This is a genomic window from Paraburkholderia sp. J94, assembly GCF_905220285.1.
Classification (GTDB): domain Bacteria; phylum Pseudomonadota; class Gammaproteobacteria; order Burkholderiales; family Burkholderiaceae; genus Paraburkholderia; species Paraburkholderia tropica_A.
This window is the reverse complement of the sequence record NZ_CAJMZH010000006.1, coordinates 344,081-361,604: the sequence shown is the minus strand read 5'-3', so window position 1 is coordinate 361,604 and position 17,524 is coordinate 344,081. Positions and strand designations below refer to the sequence as shown.

Below are 17,524 nucleotides of genomic sequence, written 5' to 3'. Positions count from 1 at the left end.
GGGTGTTAGAATTTCCCCCATGTTCCGCTGCCCTCAGAAGACGTTGATCCCATCCCGTTTGTCACCTGTCCGGTCCGTTGCGCGCGAAGGCGCTGCATGGCGGACCTCCGCCCGCGCGGCGGTTTGTGCCGTCGCGTTGCTGGCGATGGCGAACGTTCCGGCCCTCGCGCAAGATGAGGCCGCCCAAGGCGGCGCGGCTAGCGGTGCGCAAGCCACGAGCCCGGTCGAAGTAGGCGGTCCGATCGGCTCGGGCGCTTCGGCGCCGCTTGCGGCTTCGGGCGCGGCGAATGCCGGGGTGCAGAACGATTTTGGCGCGCGTCAGAAGGTGCTTGACCGCCGCACGGCGGAGAACAACTACCAATACGGCGTGGCGCAGCACAATTGCTACGACACGTTCTTCGTGAATCACTGTCTTGGCAAGGCGCGCGACGCGATGCGCGTGGTGCAGGCGGACATCCGCCATCAGCAGTTGCAGCTCGACGAAGAACAGCGCGCCGACAACGCGCGCCGCCGCGACGAGCAGGCCGCCCTGCAACGCGCGCGCGACGAAGCCGACGCGCCGCAGCGGGCCGCGAACGAGGCGAAGAGTTCGCAGACCTTCGAGGACAAGCAGCGTCAGCACGCGCTCGATCAGGCTCAGCGTCAGGCCGAAGCGCCGCAGCGCGCCGCGAACGCGCAGGCGTATCAGGACAAGCAGCGTCAGCATGCGCTGGATCAGGCGCAGCGTCAGGGCGAACAGGCTCAGTCGCAGCGCGCGGCGAATCAGGCCGCGTACGACAAGAAGCAGTCGGACTACCAGAAGCAACTGGAGCAGGCGCGCGCGCAAGGTCAGCAGAAGGCGCAGGAACGCGCCGACAAGGCTGAACGCTTCCAGCAGAAGCAGGACGAGGCGGCGAAGCATAAGGCTGACGTGGAAGCGCGTCAGAAACAGGCGGCTGAGAAGGCGCAGCAGCAGGCGCAACAGAAGCAGCAGCAGGAACAACAGCAGCAACAGCAGCAGCAATCGCAGGGCAAGTAGCACTCCGCTTTTTCAGCCGGTCAGCAACCTCAGGCGCGCGCCTCTTCGCACGGCGTGCGCCGATCATGACGAGGAGGCGAGCATGCGCGAGCATCGTGAAGTCAAAGGCGAGGTCCTTCGTGACCGCATTCTGCAACTGGAATCGGAACACGGCGATCTCAATCGTCTGATCGAGAGGCTCTGTGAGAAGTCGGACTTCGACGATCTCGAACTGCAAAAGCTGAAGAGGCGCAAGCTCAAGCTCAAGGACAACATCATCCTGCTGCAATTGCAGCTGGACCCCGATTCAACGAAGACCTCGAACGGGCACGCCTGATTCCGGGTCCCGGCAGGCGCCGGGGCGCGGCCGCAATCGGGCTGTGCCTCGAGGACCGAGCAGGAACCGCTTGCCTTGAATTCAACGACCGTTTCCCGAACCCAGTCTGCACGCGATGGCGGCGCGCGGACTGGCGACGCTCGCGCCGCGCAAGCCGCATCGCCCGCGCTGAGCACGCGTCGCGCCGCCGAACTCCAGGAACTCTTTGCCGCCGACGGCCTGCTCGCACGCGAGATCGATGGTTATCGTCCGCGTGCCGCGCAGATCGAGATGGCGAGCGCCGTCGCGGCCGCGATGGAAGCCGCCGCGCAGGCGCAGCCCGATCCCGCCGCGTTCGAGTTGCAGTCGCGCCCGGCGCGGCGTCTGGAACGTGGCGCGCCCGTACCGGCCTCCGCGAACGGCGACGACGCATCGGGCGCCGGCGAGTCGGGCGACAACACACTGATCGTCGAAGCGGGGACGGGCACGGGCAAGACCTACGCCTATCTCGTGCCGGCCATGCTGTGGGGCGGCAAGGTGATCGTCTCCACGGGCACGAAGCACTTGCAGGATCAGCTTTTCGCCCGCGACATTCCGACCGTGCGCGACGCGCTCGCGGTGCCCGTGAGCGTGGCGATGCTCAAGGGTCGCTCGAACTATCTGTGTCACTACTATTTGCAGCGCACGGCCGACAACGGCCGCTTGCCGTCGCGCCAGGAAACCTCGTATCTGCAGGAGATCATCCGCTTCGCGAAGATCACGCGTTCGGGCGACAAGGCCGAACTCGCGAGCGTGCCCGAGACGGCGGCCGTGTGGTCGATGGTCACCTCGACGCGCGATAACTGCCTCGGTCAGGAGTGTCCGCATTACAAGGATTGCTTCGTGATGCAGGCACGCCGCGAAGCGCAGCAGGCGGACATCGTGGTGGTCAATCACCATCTGTTCTTCGCCGACATCATGCTGCGCGACACCGGCATGGCCGAACTGCTGCCGAGCGCGAACACGATCATCTTCGACGAAGCGCATCAGTTGCCCGAAACCGCCACGCTGTTCTTCGGCGAGACGCTCTCGACGGCGCAGTTCCTCGAACTCGCGCGCGATTGTGTCGCAGAAGGTCTCGCGCATGCGCGCGATGCGGTGGAGTGGGTGAAGCTGGCAGCGGGCGTCGAACGCGCCGCGCGCGACGTGCGTCTTGCGTTCAAGGAAGATTCGCTGCGGCTCTCGATCACGCAGTTGCCCGAGGACCATCCGCTGTTCGATGCGCTCGATGCGTTGCAGACCGAACTGGGCACGCTCGCCACGGCGCTGGCGGGTCAGGCCGAACGCGCGGAATCGCTGGGCACCTGCCTGCGCCGCGCGCGCGAGCTACAGGGCATCCTCGCGGGCTGGACTGGCGCCGCGGTGGCCGAGCCGGCGCGCAAGCCCGAAGGCGAGGGAGAGGCCGCCAACGATCACCCGGGCGACGACGAAAAGGTCCGCTGGGTCGAAGTGTTCTCGCATACGGTGCAGTTGCACGAGACGCCGCTCTCGGTCGCGCCGATTTTCGCGAAGCAGCGCGCGGGCGTGCCGCGCACGTGGATTTTCACGTCGGCGACGCTGTCGGTGCGCGGCGACTTCACGCACTACGCGGCGCAGATGGGCTTGAGTTCGCGCCGTTCGATGACCTTGCCGAGCCCGTTCGATTATCCGCAGCAAGGCTTGCTGTACGTGCCGCGCAACATGCCGCAGCCGTCGTCGCCGCAGTTCACCGACGCTGTGTTCGATGCCGCGTTGCCGGCGATCGAGGCATCGGGCGGCGGCGTGTTCATGCTGTGCACGACGCTGCGCGCAGTCGACCGTATTGCGACGAAGCTGCGCGATACGATCGAGGCGCGCGGCTGGAATACGCCCTTGCTCGTGCAGGGTGACGCGAGCCGTACCGAGCTGCTGGAGCGCTTCCGCGCGTACGGCAATGCGATCCTCGTGGGCAGCCAGAGCTTCTGGGAAGGCGTCGACGTGCGTGGCGATGCGCTCTCGCTCGTCGTCATCGACAAGCTGCCGTTCGCGCCGCCCGACGATCCCGTGCTCGCTGCGCGACTCGATGCGCTGACCAAGAAGGGTTTGAGTCCGTTTGCGGTACATCAACTTCCGCAAGCTGTAATCACGCTCAAGCAGGGCGCAGGGCGCTTGATTCGTGCGGAGACCGATCGCGGCGTGTTGATGATCTGCGATACGCGTCTCGTCGATAAGCCGTATGGACGCCGTATCTGGCAAAGTCTGCCGCCGTTCAAGCGCACGCGCGAAATCGAAGTCGTGCAGGCGTTCTTCGAAGGCGAGGAAGAAGAGGGCGGGCAAGCCGGCTAATCAGGCTGCGCGCGTAATACACGCTTGCAGATGCGTCGCGGTTGTTACATGCGCGACGCATCATGCAATCACGATGGAAAACAAAAAAGCCACGAACTTGCGTTCGTGGCTTTTTTGCTTGCCCGCTGTGCGACTGACGATGTCGTCAGGCTGCACCGCGGTTCGCTGCGATGCCCGCTGGAGCCGAAGCTCTGCACGGGCCTCGCGCGAATGCAGCTTACTGGCTTGCGCCCGATGCCGGAGCAGCTGCCGAAGCGGCTGCGTCCGAAGCAGCAGCGCCAGCGTCCGAAGCAGCAGCCGTAGCCGAAGCAGCAGCGTCGCTCGCAGCAGCAGCAGCGCCCGAAGCAGCAGCAGCAGCGTCCGAAGCGGCAGCAGCCGGTGCCGAAGCAGCCGTTGCGTCGCTAGCCGGCGCAGCGGCTTGGTCGCTGCTCTTGTTGCACGCAGCGAGTGCAACAGCTGCCAGCAGGGATGCTACGAGGAGGGATTTCTTCATGATCACGTCCTTTTATGGTTAAAGGTAAGCAACAGCGCAAAATAATACCGGTAAATGTGCCCCAACACCGACCTGAGCCGCTGGTGGAGATGCACTGCAAGAGCGTGAATCTTCCCTACGGCCTGGGCGGAAATTATAGGCACTTTCGTATCGACCGTCGACAAATCCGGGGACAATACGTTGTCTTTCTCATACAAGCACTATATTAGTACGGTATAACAGTCCGAAGCGCTTACGCAAGCTCTCCGGTCCGTATCCAGCCCGCACAATACCATTCGTGTAGTAACGCTGTCACACACGAATCGTGTGAGAGTGTTACAAAGCGTTTCCCATCCAGAAAGCGGTTGTCAGCCAAGGCCGGCAGCCACTTTCGGGCTTCTCTGAGCAAGTACTGTTCCCCGTTCAGGTAGTACGACCGCGCATCGTAAAGCAGGATTGTCCTGCGGTCGAGTCTTATCCCGCTTTTCGCGGCGCGCGCAACAAAACGGGCCTCGTCGAGGGGTTTTTCGGGGGCGTCGAAGACCACATTGGCCTTCGGTTCCGAAAGGTACGAGCCTACGAACGACGACACATCGGCGTCGCTCCAACGCACTTTAGCAAGCACGGACGCAACGCGCTCCACAAGTGCCGGGGGCAATTGCGCGGGATGCGTCACGGCGGGCTGATCCGGGTCGCGATAAAGCCCGTTCTTGCCCGCTTTCGCGCCGGGTTGTGCGGCATCGTCTGCGCCACGTTCGGCGAGCCAGTAAAGAAACTGGTTCGTGAGCTCCGACGTGGAAGGCGAGCGAAAGCCGATCGAGCAGGTCATGCACTCGCCCTCGGCCACGCCGTCGTGCGCGATATGCGGCGGCAGATAGAGCATGTCGCCGGGTTCCAGCACCCATTCTTCCTCGGGCTCGAAATTCGCGAGAATCTTCAGCGGCATGCCTTCCTGCAACGAGAGGTCGCGCTGCGCGCCAATGCGCCAGCGGCGCTTGCCGTGCACCTGCAGGAGAAACACATCGTACGAATCGAAATGCGGGCCGACGCCGCCGCCATCGCTCGCATACGAGATCATCAGATCGTCGAGGCGCGCGTCGGGCGCGAAGCGAAAGCGTTCGAGCAGCGCGCGGGCGCGGTCGTCATGGAGATCGGCGCCTTGCACGAGCAGCGTCCATTGACGCGTTTTCGGCGTCGGCAGATCGTCGGGCGAGAAAGGGCCGTGTTCGAGCGACCAGCGCTTGCGGAAATGCGTGATGAGGCGCGATTCGACGTCGTCGCTGTCGGCGAGCGCGAACAACTCGTCGCGCGAGAGCGGCGCTTCGATGCCGGGTATCGCCTGGCGGATCAAGAGCGGCTTTTTCTGCCAGTATTGCTTCATGAACTGCGCCGGACTCAGGCCGTTTAGCAGCGGCGTGGGGGTGTCAGGCGCGGGGCGTGCCGGGGAGGAGGGGGCGCGCTGCTTGCGCGCGTCCTCCAGGTGGTCAGGGGACCGCTTGGGCATCGTATAATGAGGTCTGTAATCTGGAGGATCGAATGAAAATTGCAAAGGACACCGTCGTGTCGGTCGCTTACAAGCTATCGGATGCGCAGGGCAATCTGATTGAGGAAAGCGACGAGCCGATGGTCTATCTGCACGGCGGCTATGATGGCACGTTCCCCAAGATCGAGGAAGTGCTGGACGGCAAGGAGCCGGGCTTCGAGACCCAGATCCAGCTTGAGCCGCAGGATGCGTTTGGCGAGTACGATCCCGAACTCGTGAAGATCGAGCCGCGCACGCGCTTCCCGGAACCGCTCGAAGTCGGCATGCAGTTCGAAGGCACGCCGGAAGAAGGCGACGAGGATCTCGACGCGCTCATCTACACCGTCACCGACGTCGCGGAAGACAAGGTCGTGCTCGACGGCAATCATCCGCTCGCGGGCATGGCCCTGCGTTTCGCGCTCACCGTGAAGGAAGTGCGTCAGGCGACGGAAGACGAAATCGAGCATGAGCACGCGCATGGCGCGGACGGACTCGAAGTCATCGACGAAGACGAGGAAGACGACGGCGACGAAGCCGACTCGAAACCTACCCTGCACTGATCTCGCCGATCAGTCGACGCGCCGGCCTCAGGGCCGGCGTTTTTCGTTTACGCGTGTGTTGCGCGGCTGTTCGATCGAGGCGCGTGCGCTCAGTTGATCACTCAGTCATTCGGCGCCGCGCTGCTGGCGGGTGTGGCACCGTGGCCGACCCAGGGCGGCGCGAACTGCGGCTGGTGCTGCGTGGAGAGTGAAGACGCCGAAGAAGGCGAGGACGCTGCACCCGGCGCGGTAGTCGCCGGCGCGCCTGGCCAATCCGGTGGCACGGCCGCACCGCTCGCGGGCGCAGCGGGCATGCCGTTCACGCCATACGCACCATTGACGTCCGGGGCCTGCTGCATGCCGGGAATTTCGGTGACGTCGGGCATCGACGACACTTCGGGCATGTCCGGCACAGCCGGCGACATATTGATGCCGGGCAACGACGGCGGTTCCTGCGGCGGCAGCAGCGGCAGATGTTTCGGTACGTCGCGCACGCTGATGCGCAACGGTGTGCGGCGTGTCATGTCCGCGTCGATCTGTAGCCACTGCGTGAGCGGATCGCGCAGCGCGACCGAGATGCGCGTCACGTTAGCAATCCTGACGCCCTTCTCGGTGCGCAACGGCTGATCGATCGCGAAACCGCGCGCGAGCCGCGCCTCGTCGGGATTGATGATCACGATCGGGCCGCGGAAGGTCTCGGACGCCTTGACGAGGCTGCGCCGCAATTCGGTATAACCGTCGCGCTGCGCGTGCCTGAAGCGCAGCCACGCGAAGCGCTCGGGCCGCTCGTAATGCTCGGGCATCGCATTGCCCTGCATGAAGATGACGATGGCGCGCGCGTTGCGCCGCCGCGCATATTCGGCCGCGTGTTCGATCCAGAAGCCGTTGGCGATGACGCGGTCTTCGAATTCGCCGTTGCGGCCGCCCGCGTTCAGATAGTGGTTGTTGTCGCCGGGCACGTTCAGCGCGATGAACACCGTGTCGCCGGTCTGCCAGCGCGCGTTTTCGCGATAAGGCCGAAAGCGCGACACTTCGCTTTCGCGCGTGAGCGTGAGCGGGTTTTCGCCGAGCGAATTGCTGTCGCCGAAAAAATTCTGACGCAGAAAATCGAGCCGCTCGACCGGGTCCCACGCGCCGCTGCCGTTCGTACCGCAATTCGCCCAGTCACGCTGGCCGGGCACGAATATGAGCGGCGGACGCGACCCCGAAAGCAGCGCATGACGACGCTCGTACAGGCTGTCCGCACAGGATTCGCGCGGGCCTTTGAGATTGCCGTCGTAGACCACGAAGGAAATTTGCGGATCGCGGCCGATCGCATCGACGAGACGTTGCAGCGTGCCTTCGTCGCCCGGTTCGGTGACGACGTTCGCGAGGACCGCGAACGCATAGCGTTGCGAGGCAGCGGGCGCAGCCGATTGCGGTTGCGCGTGCGCGAGACCGGGCAGCGCGAGCGCAATCAGCGAACCCAGCACGCCGAACATGCTGATAGTCAGGCGCAGCGCATGCACCAGTCTGACGATCGACTTGCGCCTAATGCCGCGCACATTTTTCAGATAACGCGAATGCGCAAGCCCGCGGCCTCGTATGGCAGGCCGCGGTGGCGTCGCAGGGCGACGCTCAGCGTTTGGCGTCCGGCGCAGTGGCCAGCTCATGCAGTTCGTACAGCAGGTCGAGCGCATCGCGCGGGCGCAGTTCGTTCGGATCGATCGCGCGCAAACGCTCGGCGACACGCGCCGCCGCGAGATCTTCCTCGGCTTGCGGTGCGTCTTCGACGTAGTGTTTGGGTGCGTCGAATTCGTCCTCGCTCGCAGCGGACGGCGCGGCGAACAGATCGAGCTGCGGCGTGGGCTGGCCCGCCGACATCTGCTCCAGATGCACGAGATGCTTGCGCGCCGCGCGGATCACCGGATTGGGCACGCCCGCCAGTTGCGCAACCTGCAAGCCGTAACTCTGGTTCGCCGGGCCTTCGCTGACGGCGTGCAGGAACACGATGCCATGACCGTGCTCGACCGCCGAAAGATGCACGTTGGCCGCCTGCGCGAACTCGGCGGGCAGTTGCGTGAGTTCGAAGTAGTGCGTGGCGAACAGCGTCTGGCAACCGTTGCTCGACAGCAGATGCCGCGCGATGGCCCACGCGAGCGCGAGACCGTCGAAGGTCGAGGTGCCGCGCCCGATTTCGTCCATCAGCACGAGGCTTTGCGGCGTGGCGTCATTGAGGATCGCCGCGGCTTCCGTCATCTCGACCATGAAGGTCGAGCGCCCGCCCGCGAGATCGTCGGCCGCGCCGATACGCGTGAAGATGCGGTCGATCGGACCAAAGCGCGCGCGCTTCGCGGGCACGTAGCTGCCCACGTAAGCCAGCAAGGCGATCAGCGCGGTCTGCCGCATGAAGGTCGATTTACCGCCCATGTTCGGGCCGGTGATCAGCAGCAGCTTGCGGTCCGCGTTGAGCACGCAGTCGTTCGCGATGAACTGTTCGACCTGCGCTTCGACCACCGGATGACGGCCTTGCTCGATCTCGATGCCGGGCGCTTCGGAAAATTCCGGCGCGGCCCAGTCGAGTGCGCGCGCGCGTTCCGCGAAGGCGGCCAGCAGGTCGAGCTCGGCGAGTGCGGCGGCCACGCGCTGGCAGTCGAGCAGATACGGCAGCAGCGATTGCAGCAGCGCTTCGTAGAGCGCTTTCTCACGTGCGAGCGCGCGCTCCTGCGCGGAGAGCGCCTTGTCTTCGAACGTCTTCAGTTCGGGCGTGATGTAGCGCTCGGCGTTCTTCAGCGTCTGGCGTCGGCGATAGTCGTCGGGGACTTTGTCGGTCTGACCGCGCGTGACTTCGATATAGAAGCCGTGCACCTTGTTGTATTCGACGCGCAGATTGCCGATGCCCGTGCGCGTGCGTTCGCGTGCTTCGAGATCGATCAGGAACTGGCCGCAGTTCTCGGACATGTCGCGCAGTTCGTCGAGTTCCGCGTCGTAGCCGCGCGCGATCACACCGCCGTCGCGGATCATGGCCGCCGGTTCGGGCGCGACCGCGCGTTGCAGCAGTTCGGCGCAGCCGGGCGGCGGATCGAGCAGGTCGACGATGCGCGCGAGCGACGCCGACGCGCCGCCTGCGGCCGCGACCTGTTCGCGCAGCGCGGGCAGGGCGGCGAAGGTGTCGCGCAGGCTCGACAGGTCGCGCGGACGCGCCGAGAGCAGCGCGAGACGCCCGGTGATGCGTTCGACGTCGGCGATCTGGCGCAGCGCGCTGCGCAGGGAATCGACGCTCGCGGGCGGCGGGGCGTCGAGCAGCGCGCCAATGGCTTGCTGACGCGTTTGCGCGATGCCGGCGTCGCGCGGCGGATGATGCAGCCAGTGACGCAGCAGACGGCTGCCCATGGTCGTGCTGCAAGTGTCGAGCAGCGAGCAGAGCGTGGGCGACTCGGTGCCGCGCAGCGTTTCGGTGAGTTCGAGATTGCGCCGCGTGGCCGGATCGAGGCCGATATATTCCGATTCGGCTTCGACCTTCAGGCTGCGCACGTGACGCAGTTGCTGGCCTTGCGTGGCCGCCGCGTAGAGCAGCAGCGCGCCGGCCGCGCCGCAGGCGCTCGTGAGCGTTTGCGCGCCGAAGCCGTCGAGGCTCGCCACGTCGAGCTGGTCGCACAGGCGCTGGCGGCCCGACGCGACGTCGAAGTGCCACGCAGGCACACGCGTGAGCGCGCCGGGCGTCGTGCCCGAATTCGCGGATGGCGGCGCCCAGCCCGACGACTCCGCGGGCATTTCGGCGACCAGAATTTCCGCCGGACGGATGCGTTCGAACGCCGCCGCGACCTGTTCGGGCGCGACTTCCGCGAGGCGCAGCGCGCCGCTTGCGAGATTGAGCCACGCGAGGCCGACGTTGACCGTCGCGCCGCGCCGGTTGTGGCCGGGGCAGACCGCCATCAGGTAGACGTCGTTCTTGTCGGAGAGCAGGGCCGCGTCGGTGAGCGTGCCGGGCGTGACCACGCGCACGACCTTGCGTTCGACCGGCCCCTTCGAGGTGGCGGGGTCGCCGATCTGTTCGCAGATCGCCACCGATTCGCCGAGCTTCACGAGCTTGGCGAGATATTGCTCGCAGGCGTGATGCGGCACGCCGGCCATCTTGATGGGATTGCCCGCCGATGCGCCGCGCTGCGTGAGCGTGAGGTCGAGCAGGCGCGCGGCCTTCTCCGCGTCTTCGAAGAACAGCTCGTAGAAGTCGCCCATCCGGTAGAACACGAGCGTGCCCGGATGATCGGCCTTGATGCGCAAATATTGCTGCATCATGGGAGTGTGTTGCGCGGTGTCGGCTGCGCCTGCGGTGTGTGTAGCCATCCTCGGTGTCTTGCTTAAGGTTCAGGGCGTGAGTGTAACCCGCGCGGGGGGCGCGTGAACCTGGCCGGATGGCTAGCGCATGCGCGCGCCATGCCGCCAGGCGGTGTTCGCGCTCATTCGTCGACGAGCGCCTGCATGTCCACGGCGCGCGCGTTCGCGGCACTCCGTCGCATCGCGAGCCAGATCATCCCCGAAACGAACACGCCGAATACGACGATGATCCACTGTACGGGCATCTTCGCCGTGAGCAGTAGCGCGTAGGCGCCGAGCATCATCAGCACGGCGAGGTTCTGGTTGAAATTCTGCACGGCGATCGAATGGCCGGCCGAGAGCAGCGTCGCGCCCCGATGCTGGAGCAGCGCGTTCATCGGCACGATGAAAAAGCCCGCGAGCGTGCCGAGCGCGATCATCAGCGGATACGCGAAAAGCAGGTAGAAGGGCAGCACGAAGGTGCCGAAGCGCAGGCCTTCGCCGGCCGGGAACAGGCTCTTGCTGTAGAACGCCATCGCCATCGCCACGATGCCGCAGAGCACGCCCACCGGCAGCACGCGCAGCGACGCGCGCAACGACACCCACGCCGCCGCCGCGCCCGCGCCGAGCGCGATGCCGAGCCCGGTCACGCCCTGCATCACGGCCGCTTTCGAGAGCGTGAGGCCAAGATTGGCGTCGGCCCATTTGAGCACGAGCAACTGCAGCGTCACGGCCGCGCCCCACATCAGGGTCGTGACCCACAGTGCGATCTGCGCGAGCTTGTCGGCCCACAGCACGTTGAAACAGTGCACGAAGTCGCCGACCAGTCGCGCCGGTTCCTTGAGGCGGTTTTCATAGCGCGCGCCGGTATCGGGAATGCCGAAGTTGATGAGCGCCGCGATGGCGTAAGTGATCATCACCGCGAGCATCGCGAGATCGGCTGCGGAGTGGATCAGCGGCATCGGATGATGCGTGACGAAACGCTGCGCGTAGGTCGACACGAGCGCGCCGCCGAGCATGGTGCCGACGATGGTCGAGAGCACCGTCGCCGATTCGAGCCACGCGTTGGCCGCGACGAGTTTTTCGGCAGGCAGTAATTCGGTCAGGATTCCGTACTTTGCGGGCGAGTAGGCCGCCGCGCCGAAACCGACCACGCCGTACGCGAGCATCGGATGCACGCCCGCGATCATCAGCAGGCAGCCGGCGGCCTTGAGCGCGTTCGAGACGAACATCACGTGGCGCTTTTGCAGCGCGTCGGCGAACGCGCCGACGAAGGGCGCGAGCAGCACGTACGAAACCGTGAAAAAGATTTGCAGAAGCGGCGTGACCCAGGCCGGCGACGAGATCACCGTGAGCAGCGCGATTGCCGCGATCAGCAGCGCGTTGTCGGCGAGCGACGAAACGAACTGCGCGGCGATGATCGTGTAGAAGCCTTTTTTCATCGCGGGTTGGAGCGGTTGAACGACGGCTCGATGGCCCCGGCGACCATGGCGCGGGAAACGCAATACAACGAAACCGGCACGGAAAAACGATGAAAAAAGCGGCCGAAGCCGCTTGATGGTGCGGGTGAGTGTCGCGTGGCGCGCGGCGCGAGTACGCGCTGCCGATTCGACGCTTGTCCCCGCTGCCTTGCTCGTCCTGATCCGTGCCGCTTTGCAGTTTCCCGGATTGTGACACGCGCCGCCGCGCGCCGCAGTGTTCCTCGCAATCGCCTTACAGCTTCATGCGGGACGCTCGCGGCTGCGTTGCCGCTTTGATGCGGCGGCGGCTCAGCGCGCTCAGGCTTCCTTCTTGACGCGCGTGTACTTCGAGAGGATCGGCACCATTTGCGCGTAGATCTTCGGGTTGCCCGCGACGATTTCGCCGACGTGCAGGAAGTCCGAGTCGCCCGTGTAGTTGCCGATCAGGCCGCCGGCTTCCGTCACCAGCAGCGCGCCCGCGGCGACGTCCCACGGCTTGAGGCCCTGTTCGAAGAAGCCGTCCATGCGGCCCGCGGCGACGTTCGCCAGATCGAGCGCGGCGGCGCCCGGGCGGCGCAGGCCGGCGCAGGCGTTGGTCATGGCGGCGAACAGTTCGCAGTAGCTGTCGAGGCCGTCCTTTTCGCGGAACGGGAAGCCCGTGCCGATCAGGCCGTCGGCGAGACGGTCGCGGCGGCCCACGCGGATGCGGCGGTCGTTCAGGAACGCGCCGCGGCCACGCGAGGCGGTGAAGAGGTCGTTGCGGGTCGGGTCATAGACCACGGCCTGCGTGACGATGCCCTTGTGCACGAGCGCGATCGAGACGCAGTAGTACTGGAAGCCGTGGATGAAGTTCGTGGTGCCGTCGAGCGGATCGATGATCCACTGGTATTCCGACTCGTTGGCCGATTCGCCGGATTCTTCGGCGAGGATCGCGTGGTCGGGGTAGGCGGTGGTGAGCGTTTCGATGATGGCGGCTTCGGCCGCCTTGTCGACTTCCGTGACGAAATCGTTGTGCTGCTTCTTCGCGACCTGCACGAGGTCGAGATCGAGCGACGCGCGGTTGATGATCTGTCCGGCGCGGCGCGCGGCCTTGACAGCGATGTTGAGCATGGGATGCATGAGCCTGGATCCTTGTTGTCCGGCGCGCGCATCGGCACGCGCACCGGTGGTGCGAAAGATAAAGCGTCTAACGATTGGACAGGGCGCGGGCCTGGCGGCCGCGGAACCTGTCCCGCCAACGGAGACGAATTGAATAAGAACGGGGCGCGGCGGCCTTGCGGGCCCGGTTTTCCGGTCAGTCTGACGGCCGGAAAACGCGCGCGAATCTGGCATTTTACCCGATTTCCGGTCGGCTTCGGGGGACTTCGGATGGGCGGAATGCGAGCGGTGCTCGGGCGATGCCGGGGCGGTGCTGGCGGGCTTGCTCCGCGCCGTCCCCAATAGGCCCGGCGCGCGAGCCGCGCTAACATAGATGCTTCACTGACCACGCCGTACGAGATTCATCTTGGAGCACCCCGATTCACACGCCGCCGATGCGGCACACGAGCCGCTGCGCGGCGGTTTCACGTCCACGCGTTTCGTGCTGGTCGAGCCCAGCCATCCGGGCAACGTCGGCGCTGCGGCGCGCGCGTTGAAGACGATGGGTTTTTCGCGGCTCGTGCTGGTCGCGCCGCGCGTGCCGCAGGTGCACTGCGATCCCGAGGCGATCGCCATGGCCAGCGGCGCCGACGACGTGCTGGCCGCCGCCCACATCGTCCCCACGCTCGCCGACGCCCTCGCGGGCTCGTCCTGGTCGCTCGCGCTCACGGCGCGTACGCGTGAATACGGGCCGCCGCCGGCCGCGCCGCGTCACGCGGTGCAGGACGCCTGCCGTCAGGTCGCGCACGGCGACATCGCGCTGGTGTTCGGCAACGAGCGCACCGGCCTGTCGAACGAGGACGTCGAGCGCTGCACGGCGCTCGCGCACATTCCCGCCAATCCGGCCTATAGCTCGCTCAACCTCGCGCAGGCCGTGCAGGTGCTGGCCTACGAACTGCGCCTCGCGTATCTGTCCGAGGACTCGCCGGGTGCCGCGCTGCCGACCGCCGGCACGCCGGATGCAGGCACGCCGCTCGCCACGAGCGACGATATCGAGCGCATGTACGTGCATCTGGAAAACGCGCTGATCGCGCTCGATTTTCTCGATCCGGCCAATCCGAAGAAGCTGATGTCGCGTTTGCGGCGTCTGTTCGCACGTTCGGGGCTCGAGCGCGAGGAAGTCAACATCGTGCGCGGCATCGCCAAGCACATCCTCCTCAAGAGCAAGGACGGCGCGAAGTAAGCGTCGCGGCTCCGACCTTGATGGCCGCGTGGACTTGCCAGGCCACGCGCGCCTTTGGCCTACAATCGACTGCACATCACAAGCAAATCAGCGTGGCTGCTAAGGGATTGCCGAGGGATCGCGAGGCGGAATCGTCCGCCATCGACCGCGATTTCCTGCGTATCCCGAGTTTCCCGACGCCACGCGCGAGCCGTGCGCGCCCCGAGTGGGCGACGCGCAGCCGATTCCCCTGTTCCTCACGTTCGAAGCGTGTGAAAGCCATGTTCAAGAGACTTCGCGAAGATATCGCCACGATCCGCGAGCGCGATCCCGCCGCTCGCAGCGCCTGGGAAGTCCTCACCTGTTATCCGGGGCTGCACGCGCTCGTGCTGCATCGTTTCGCGCATGCCTGCTGGCTCGCGAAGCGCCGCTGGCTCGCGCGTTACGTCTCGCAGCTCGCGCGCTTTCTCACCGGCATCGAGATCCATCCGGGCGCGACCATCGGCCGGCGCGTGTTCATCGATCACGGCATGGGCGTCGTGATCGGCGAGACGGCGGAAGTCGGCGACGATTGCACGATCTATCAGGGCGTGACGCTCGGCGGCACCTCGCTGACGCGGGGCGCCAAGCGTCACCCGACGCTCGGCGCGGGCGTGATCGTGGGCGCGGGCGCAAAGGTGCTCGGCGGCTTCACGGTGGGCGCGCAAGCCAAGATCGGCTCGAATGCCGTGGTCGTGAAGCCGGTGCCCGAGGGCGCGACGGCGGTGGGGAATCCGGCGCGTATCGTCGCGCCCGCGAAGACGCCGCCGCAGCAGGCGAAGGCCGCATCCGCGCGCGAGGGCTTCTGCGCGTACGGCATCTCGCCGAACGCCGACGATCCGGTGTCGCTGGCTATTCACGGCCTGATCGATCACGCGGCGACGCAGACGCAACGCGTCGACGCGATCGTGGTCGCGCTCGAACGGCTGGGCGCCCGTCTCGAAGCGCTGCATGGCGCGGATGCCGCGCTCGCGGAATTGCGCCGTCTTTCGGCGGGTTTTGAAGGCGGCGCGGCGGCGCGTGAGGGTGAGCAGGCGCAGACGCGCGATGAGGCTGCGGCGCGGGTTTGAGCGCGTAGCACCCGATACGTTCATAACGCGTCGTAAGGTAAAACAGCCGCTTCAAGCGGCTGTTTTTATTTCCGGTCCGATGTACCGAGCCCCGCGCCCCTCAATCGAGCGGCAACATCCTGAACCCTTCCGCGTCCACGCGCAACAATCCGCCGCGCGGCTTGCCGTGGTCGAGATCCCAGTCGGGCAGCACCCAGCGTGTGCCGCCGGGTTCCTGATGACGCGCGGGCCGGTGCGTATGCCCGTGAATGATCGTGTTCGCACGAGCGCGCTTGAACAGCGCCGCGACGCCTTTCGCCGTCACATCGTATTTCGGCAGCGACGGCCCGTCGCGACGTTCCTCGCTCGCGCGTCGCGCGCGTTCGGCGAGTGCGATGCGCCAGCGGTACGGCCACGCGAGAAACAGCAGTTGCGGCAGCCGGTTGCGCGCGAATTTGCGGAAGAACTGATAGCCGCGGTCGTCGGTGCACATGGCGTCGCCGTGCGCGAGCGCGATGCGCGTGCCGAACGCGGTGATCGCGATGGGGTCGGGCAGCCAGATCGCGCCCGCCGCTTTCATGAAGCGTTTGCCCATCAGGAAATCGCGATTCCCATGCATGATGTACAGCGCGATGCCGCGCTCGGAGAGCGTGTGCATCAACGCGGCCATGCGCGCGAAAAACGGATTGGCGAGCATGTCGTCGCCGATCCAGTATTCGAAGAGGTCGCCGAGTATGAACACCGAGTCGGCCTGATCGGCCGTCACATGGATGAAGTGTTCGAACGCGGCGACCGTGTGCGGAATCGCTTCATTCAGATGCAGGTCCGAGATGAAGAGAAACGGGCGCGCCGCATGAGGGCGCTTGCCCTCGCCGGGCACGCCCGCGGCGGCGTGTCTGAGTGCCTTGTCCTGCAGCATCGATGAAGCGAGCGCCCTGTTGCGTTATTCGACGACGACAGCCTTCTCGATCACGACGTCGTCGACCGGCACGTCCTGATGGAAGCCCTTCGAGCCCGTCTTGACCGACTTGATCTTCTCGACCACGTCCAGGCCGTCGACGACCTTGCCGAACACGGCGTAGCCCCAGCCTTGCGGCGTCGGCGACGAGTGGTTCAGGAAGTCGTTGTCGGCGACGTTGATGAAGAATTGCGCCGACGCCGAATGCGGGTCGTTGGTGCGTGCCATCGCGATCGAGCCGCGCACGTTCTTCAGGCCGTTGTTCGCTTCGTTTTCGATCGGCGCTTCGGTCGGCTTCTGCTTCATGCCGGCTTCGAAACCGCCGCCCTGGATCATGAAGCCGTCGATGACGCGGTGGAACACCGTGCCGTTGTAGTGGCCGCTGTTCACGTAGTTAAGGAAGTTAGCGACCGTCTTCGGCGCCTTTTCGGCGTTCAGTTCGAGCTTGATGACGCCGTGGTTCGTATGCAGTTCGACCATGATGGAATCCTTTGCCTATGGGTGCCTGAGTGTGTCTGAGGCGGGGGGTGAAAGGGCGGTGCGGTTTCGGCACGAGGCGAGGCGTCTGCCTTCGCGTGTGCCGGCGCCGCGCCGCGCGACGAATGGTGGGGTGTGAGCTTACTTGCCGACCACGGTGGCCGACTGGATCACGACGTTCGTTTGCGGCACGTCGGACATCGGGCCGCGCGAAGTGGTGGGCGTCGCTTCGATCTTCTTCACGACGTCGAGACCCTGCGTGACCTTGCCGAACACCGCGTAGCCGTTGCCGTCCGGGTTCGGATAGTCGAGGTTGGCGTTATCCACGGTGTTGATGAAGAACTGCGCCGTCGCCGAATTCGGGTCGCTCGTGCGCGCCATCGCGAGCATGCCGGTGGTGTTCTTCAGGCCGTTCTTGCTTTCGAGCGGAATCGGCGCGCGCGTGGGCTTCTCGACGAAGCTCGTGGTGTAGCCGCCGCCCTGGATCATGAAGCCGCGGATCACGCGATGGAAGATCGTGCCGTTGTACTGGCCGGACTTCACGTACTGGAGGAAGTTGTCGACGGTCTTGGGCGCCTTCTCGGGATAGAGTTCGACGCGAATGTCGCCATCACTGGTCTTGAAGAGCACCTGCGGATGCGCGGCTTGCGGGCCGTTCTGCGCAAAGGCGGGTGCGTTCGCGATCAGGGCGGCGCTGCCGAGCGCCAACATCAACCATTTCATGAGTATCCTCGGAAGTGCGGGGAAAAACGTGTCG

The 17,524-nt window shown here is 65.6% G+C and carries 15 protein-coding genes; 6 read left to right on the top strand and 9 right to left on the bottom strand.

Annotation, left to right across the window (positions count from 1 at the left end; translation table 11 throughout):
• Positions 1 to 145 precede the first annotated feature (145 nt).
• The 3 genes from U4Y88_RS15220 to U4Y88_RS15210 all read left to right on the top strand — a co-directional run bounded on the left by U4Y88_RS15220 (position 146) and on the right by U4Y88_RS15210 (position 3,656).
• A complete protein-coding gene (locus U4Y88_RS15220) occupies positions 146 to 1,018 on the top strand; it encodes a colicin transporter (RefSeq protein ID WP_321784824.1) in 873 nt (290 codons plus the stop codon).
• Between the two features lie 82 nt (positions 1,019 to 1,100).
• On the top strand, positions 1,101 to 1,334 hold the full coding sequence (locus tag U4Y88_RS15215; RefSeq protein WP_224013885.1) for a DUF465 domain-containing protein: 234 nt from the start codon (positions 1,101 to 1,103) through the stop codon (positions 1,332 to 1,334).
• Between the two features lie 75 nt (positions 1,335 to 1,409).
• On the top strand, positions 1,410 to 3,656 hold the full coding sequence (locus tag U4Y88_RS15210) for an ATP-dependent DNA helicase (RefSeq protein WP_321784822.1): 2,247 nt from the start codon (positions 1,410 to 1,412) through the stop codon (positions 3,654 to 3,656).
• Between the two features lie 217 nt (positions 3,657 to 3,873).
• On the opposite strand, the gene U4Y88_RS15205 is transcribed toward U4Y88_RS15210, so the two are convergent.
• Both U4Y88_RS15205 and U4Y88_RS15200 read right to left on the bottom strand, forming a co-directional pair.
• Complete coding sequence (locus tag U4Y88_RS15205) at positions 3,874 to 4,149, bottom strand: hypothetical protein (protein ID WP_082991928.1); 276 nt, start codon at positions 4,147 to 4,149, stop codon at positions 3,874 to 3,876.
• A 232-nt stretch (positions 4,150 to 4,381) separates the two neighbouring features.
• Positions 4,382 to 5,632 (bottom strand): cupin domain-containing protein, encoded by a 1,251-nt coding sequence (locus U4Y88_RS15200; RefSeq protein WP_310632274.1) that lies wholly within the window; start codon positions 5,630 to 5,632, stop codon positions 4,382 to 4,384.
• A 32-nt stretch (positions 5,633 to 5,664) separates the two neighbouring features.
• Between U4Y88_RS15200 and U4Y88_RS15195 the strand changes: the two genes are divergently transcribed.
• Positions 5,665 to 6,210 carry an FKBP-type peptidyl-prolyl cis-trans isomerase gene (locus U4Y88_RS15195; protein WP_224013889.1) on the top strand — a complete coding sequence of 182 codons (546 nt, stop codon included), beginning with the start codon at positions 5,665 to 5,667 and terminating at the stop codon, positions 6,208 to 6,210.
• 101 nt (positions 6,211 to 6,311) lie between these two features.
• Here the strand turns inward: U4Y88_RS15195 and U4Y88_RS15190 are convergent, their stop codons facing one another.
• From U4Y88_RS15190 to U4Y88_RS15175, 4 genes are all read right to left on the bottom strand, one after another.
• Positions 6,312 to 7,841, bottom strand: a complete 1,530-nt coding sequence (locus U4Y88_RS15190; RefSeq protein ID WP_321784820.1) for a hypothetical protein — start codon at positions 7,839 to 7,841, stop codon at positions 6,312 to 6,314.
• Entirely contained in the window at positions 7,807 to 10,515 is a 2,709-nt protein-coding gene (gene mutS, locus U4Y88_RS15185; RefSeq protein WP_321784818.1) for a DNA mismatch repair protein MutS, read from the bottom strand. Before mutS ends, U4Y88_RS15190 begins: the two co-directional genes overlap by 35 nt.
• A gap of 113 nt (positions 10,516 to 10,628) precedes the next feature.
• A complete protein-coding gene (gene lplT / locus U4Y88_RS15180; RefSeq protein ID WP_321784816.1) occupies positions 10,629 to 11,990 on the bottom strand; it encodes a lysophospholipid transporter LplT in 1,362 nt (453 codons plus the stop codon).
• A gap of 273 nt (positions 11,991 to 12,263) precedes the next feature.
• Positions 12,264 to 13,064, bottom strand: a complete 801-nt coding sequence (locus U4Y88_RS15175; RefSeq protein ID WP_224013897.1) for an inositol monophosphatase family protein — start codon at positions 13,062 to 13,064, stop codon at positions 12,264 to 12,266.
• A gap of 385 nt (positions 13,065 to 13,449) precedes the next feature.
• Here U4Y88_RS15175 and U4Y88_RS15170 point away from each other — a divergent pair, with 385 nt between their 5' ends.
• Both U4Y88_RS15170 and cysE read left to right on the top strand, forming a co-directional pair.
• A complete protein-coding gene (locus U4Y88_RS15170; RefSeq protein WP_415774446.1) occupies positions 13,450 to 14,265 on the top strand; it encodes an RNA methyltransferase in 816 nt (271 codons plus the stop codon).
• 260 nt (positions 14,266 to 14,525) lie between these two features.
• A complete protein-coding gene (cysE, locus tag U4Y88_RS15165; RefSeq protein ID WP_321784814.1) occupies positions 14,526 to 15,353 on the top strand; it encodes a serine O-acetyltransferase in 828 nt (275 codons plus the stop codon).
• Positions 15,354 to 15,453: 100 nt separating this feature from the next.
• Here cysE and U4Y88_RS15160 read toward each other — a convergent pair whose 3' ends face one another.
• The 3 genes from U4Y88_RS15160 to U4Y88_RS15150 all read right to left on the bottom strand — a co-directional run bounded on the left by U4Y88_RS15160 (position 15,454) and on the right by U4Y88_RS15150 (position 17,490).
• Positions 15,454 to 16,251 carry a UDP-2,3-diacylglucosamine diphosphatase gene (locus U4Y88_RS15160; protein WP_224013901.1) on the bottom strand — a complete coding sequence of 266 codons (798 nt, stop codon included), beginning with the start codon at positions 16,249 to 16,251 and terminating at the stop codon, positions 15,454 to 15,456.
• A gap of 24 nt (positions 16,252 to 16,275) precedes the next feature.
• The gene (locus tag U4Y88_RS15155; RefSeq protein WP_065060212.1) at positions 16,276 to 16,770 is read right to left on the bottom strand and encodes a peptidylprolyl isomerase; all 495 of its coding nucleotides are present in this window, start codon (positions 16,768 to 16,770) and stop codon (positions 16,276 to 16,278) included.
• Positions 16,771 to 16,908: 138 nt separating this feature from the next.
• Positions 16,909 to 17,490, bottom strand: coding sequence for a peptidylprolyl isomerase (locus tag U4Y88_RS15150; RefSeq protein ID WP_074984459.1), 582 nt, complete (start codon positions 17,488 to 17,490; stop codon positions 16,909 to 16,911).
• Positions 17,491 to 17,524 lie beyond the last annotated feature (34 nt).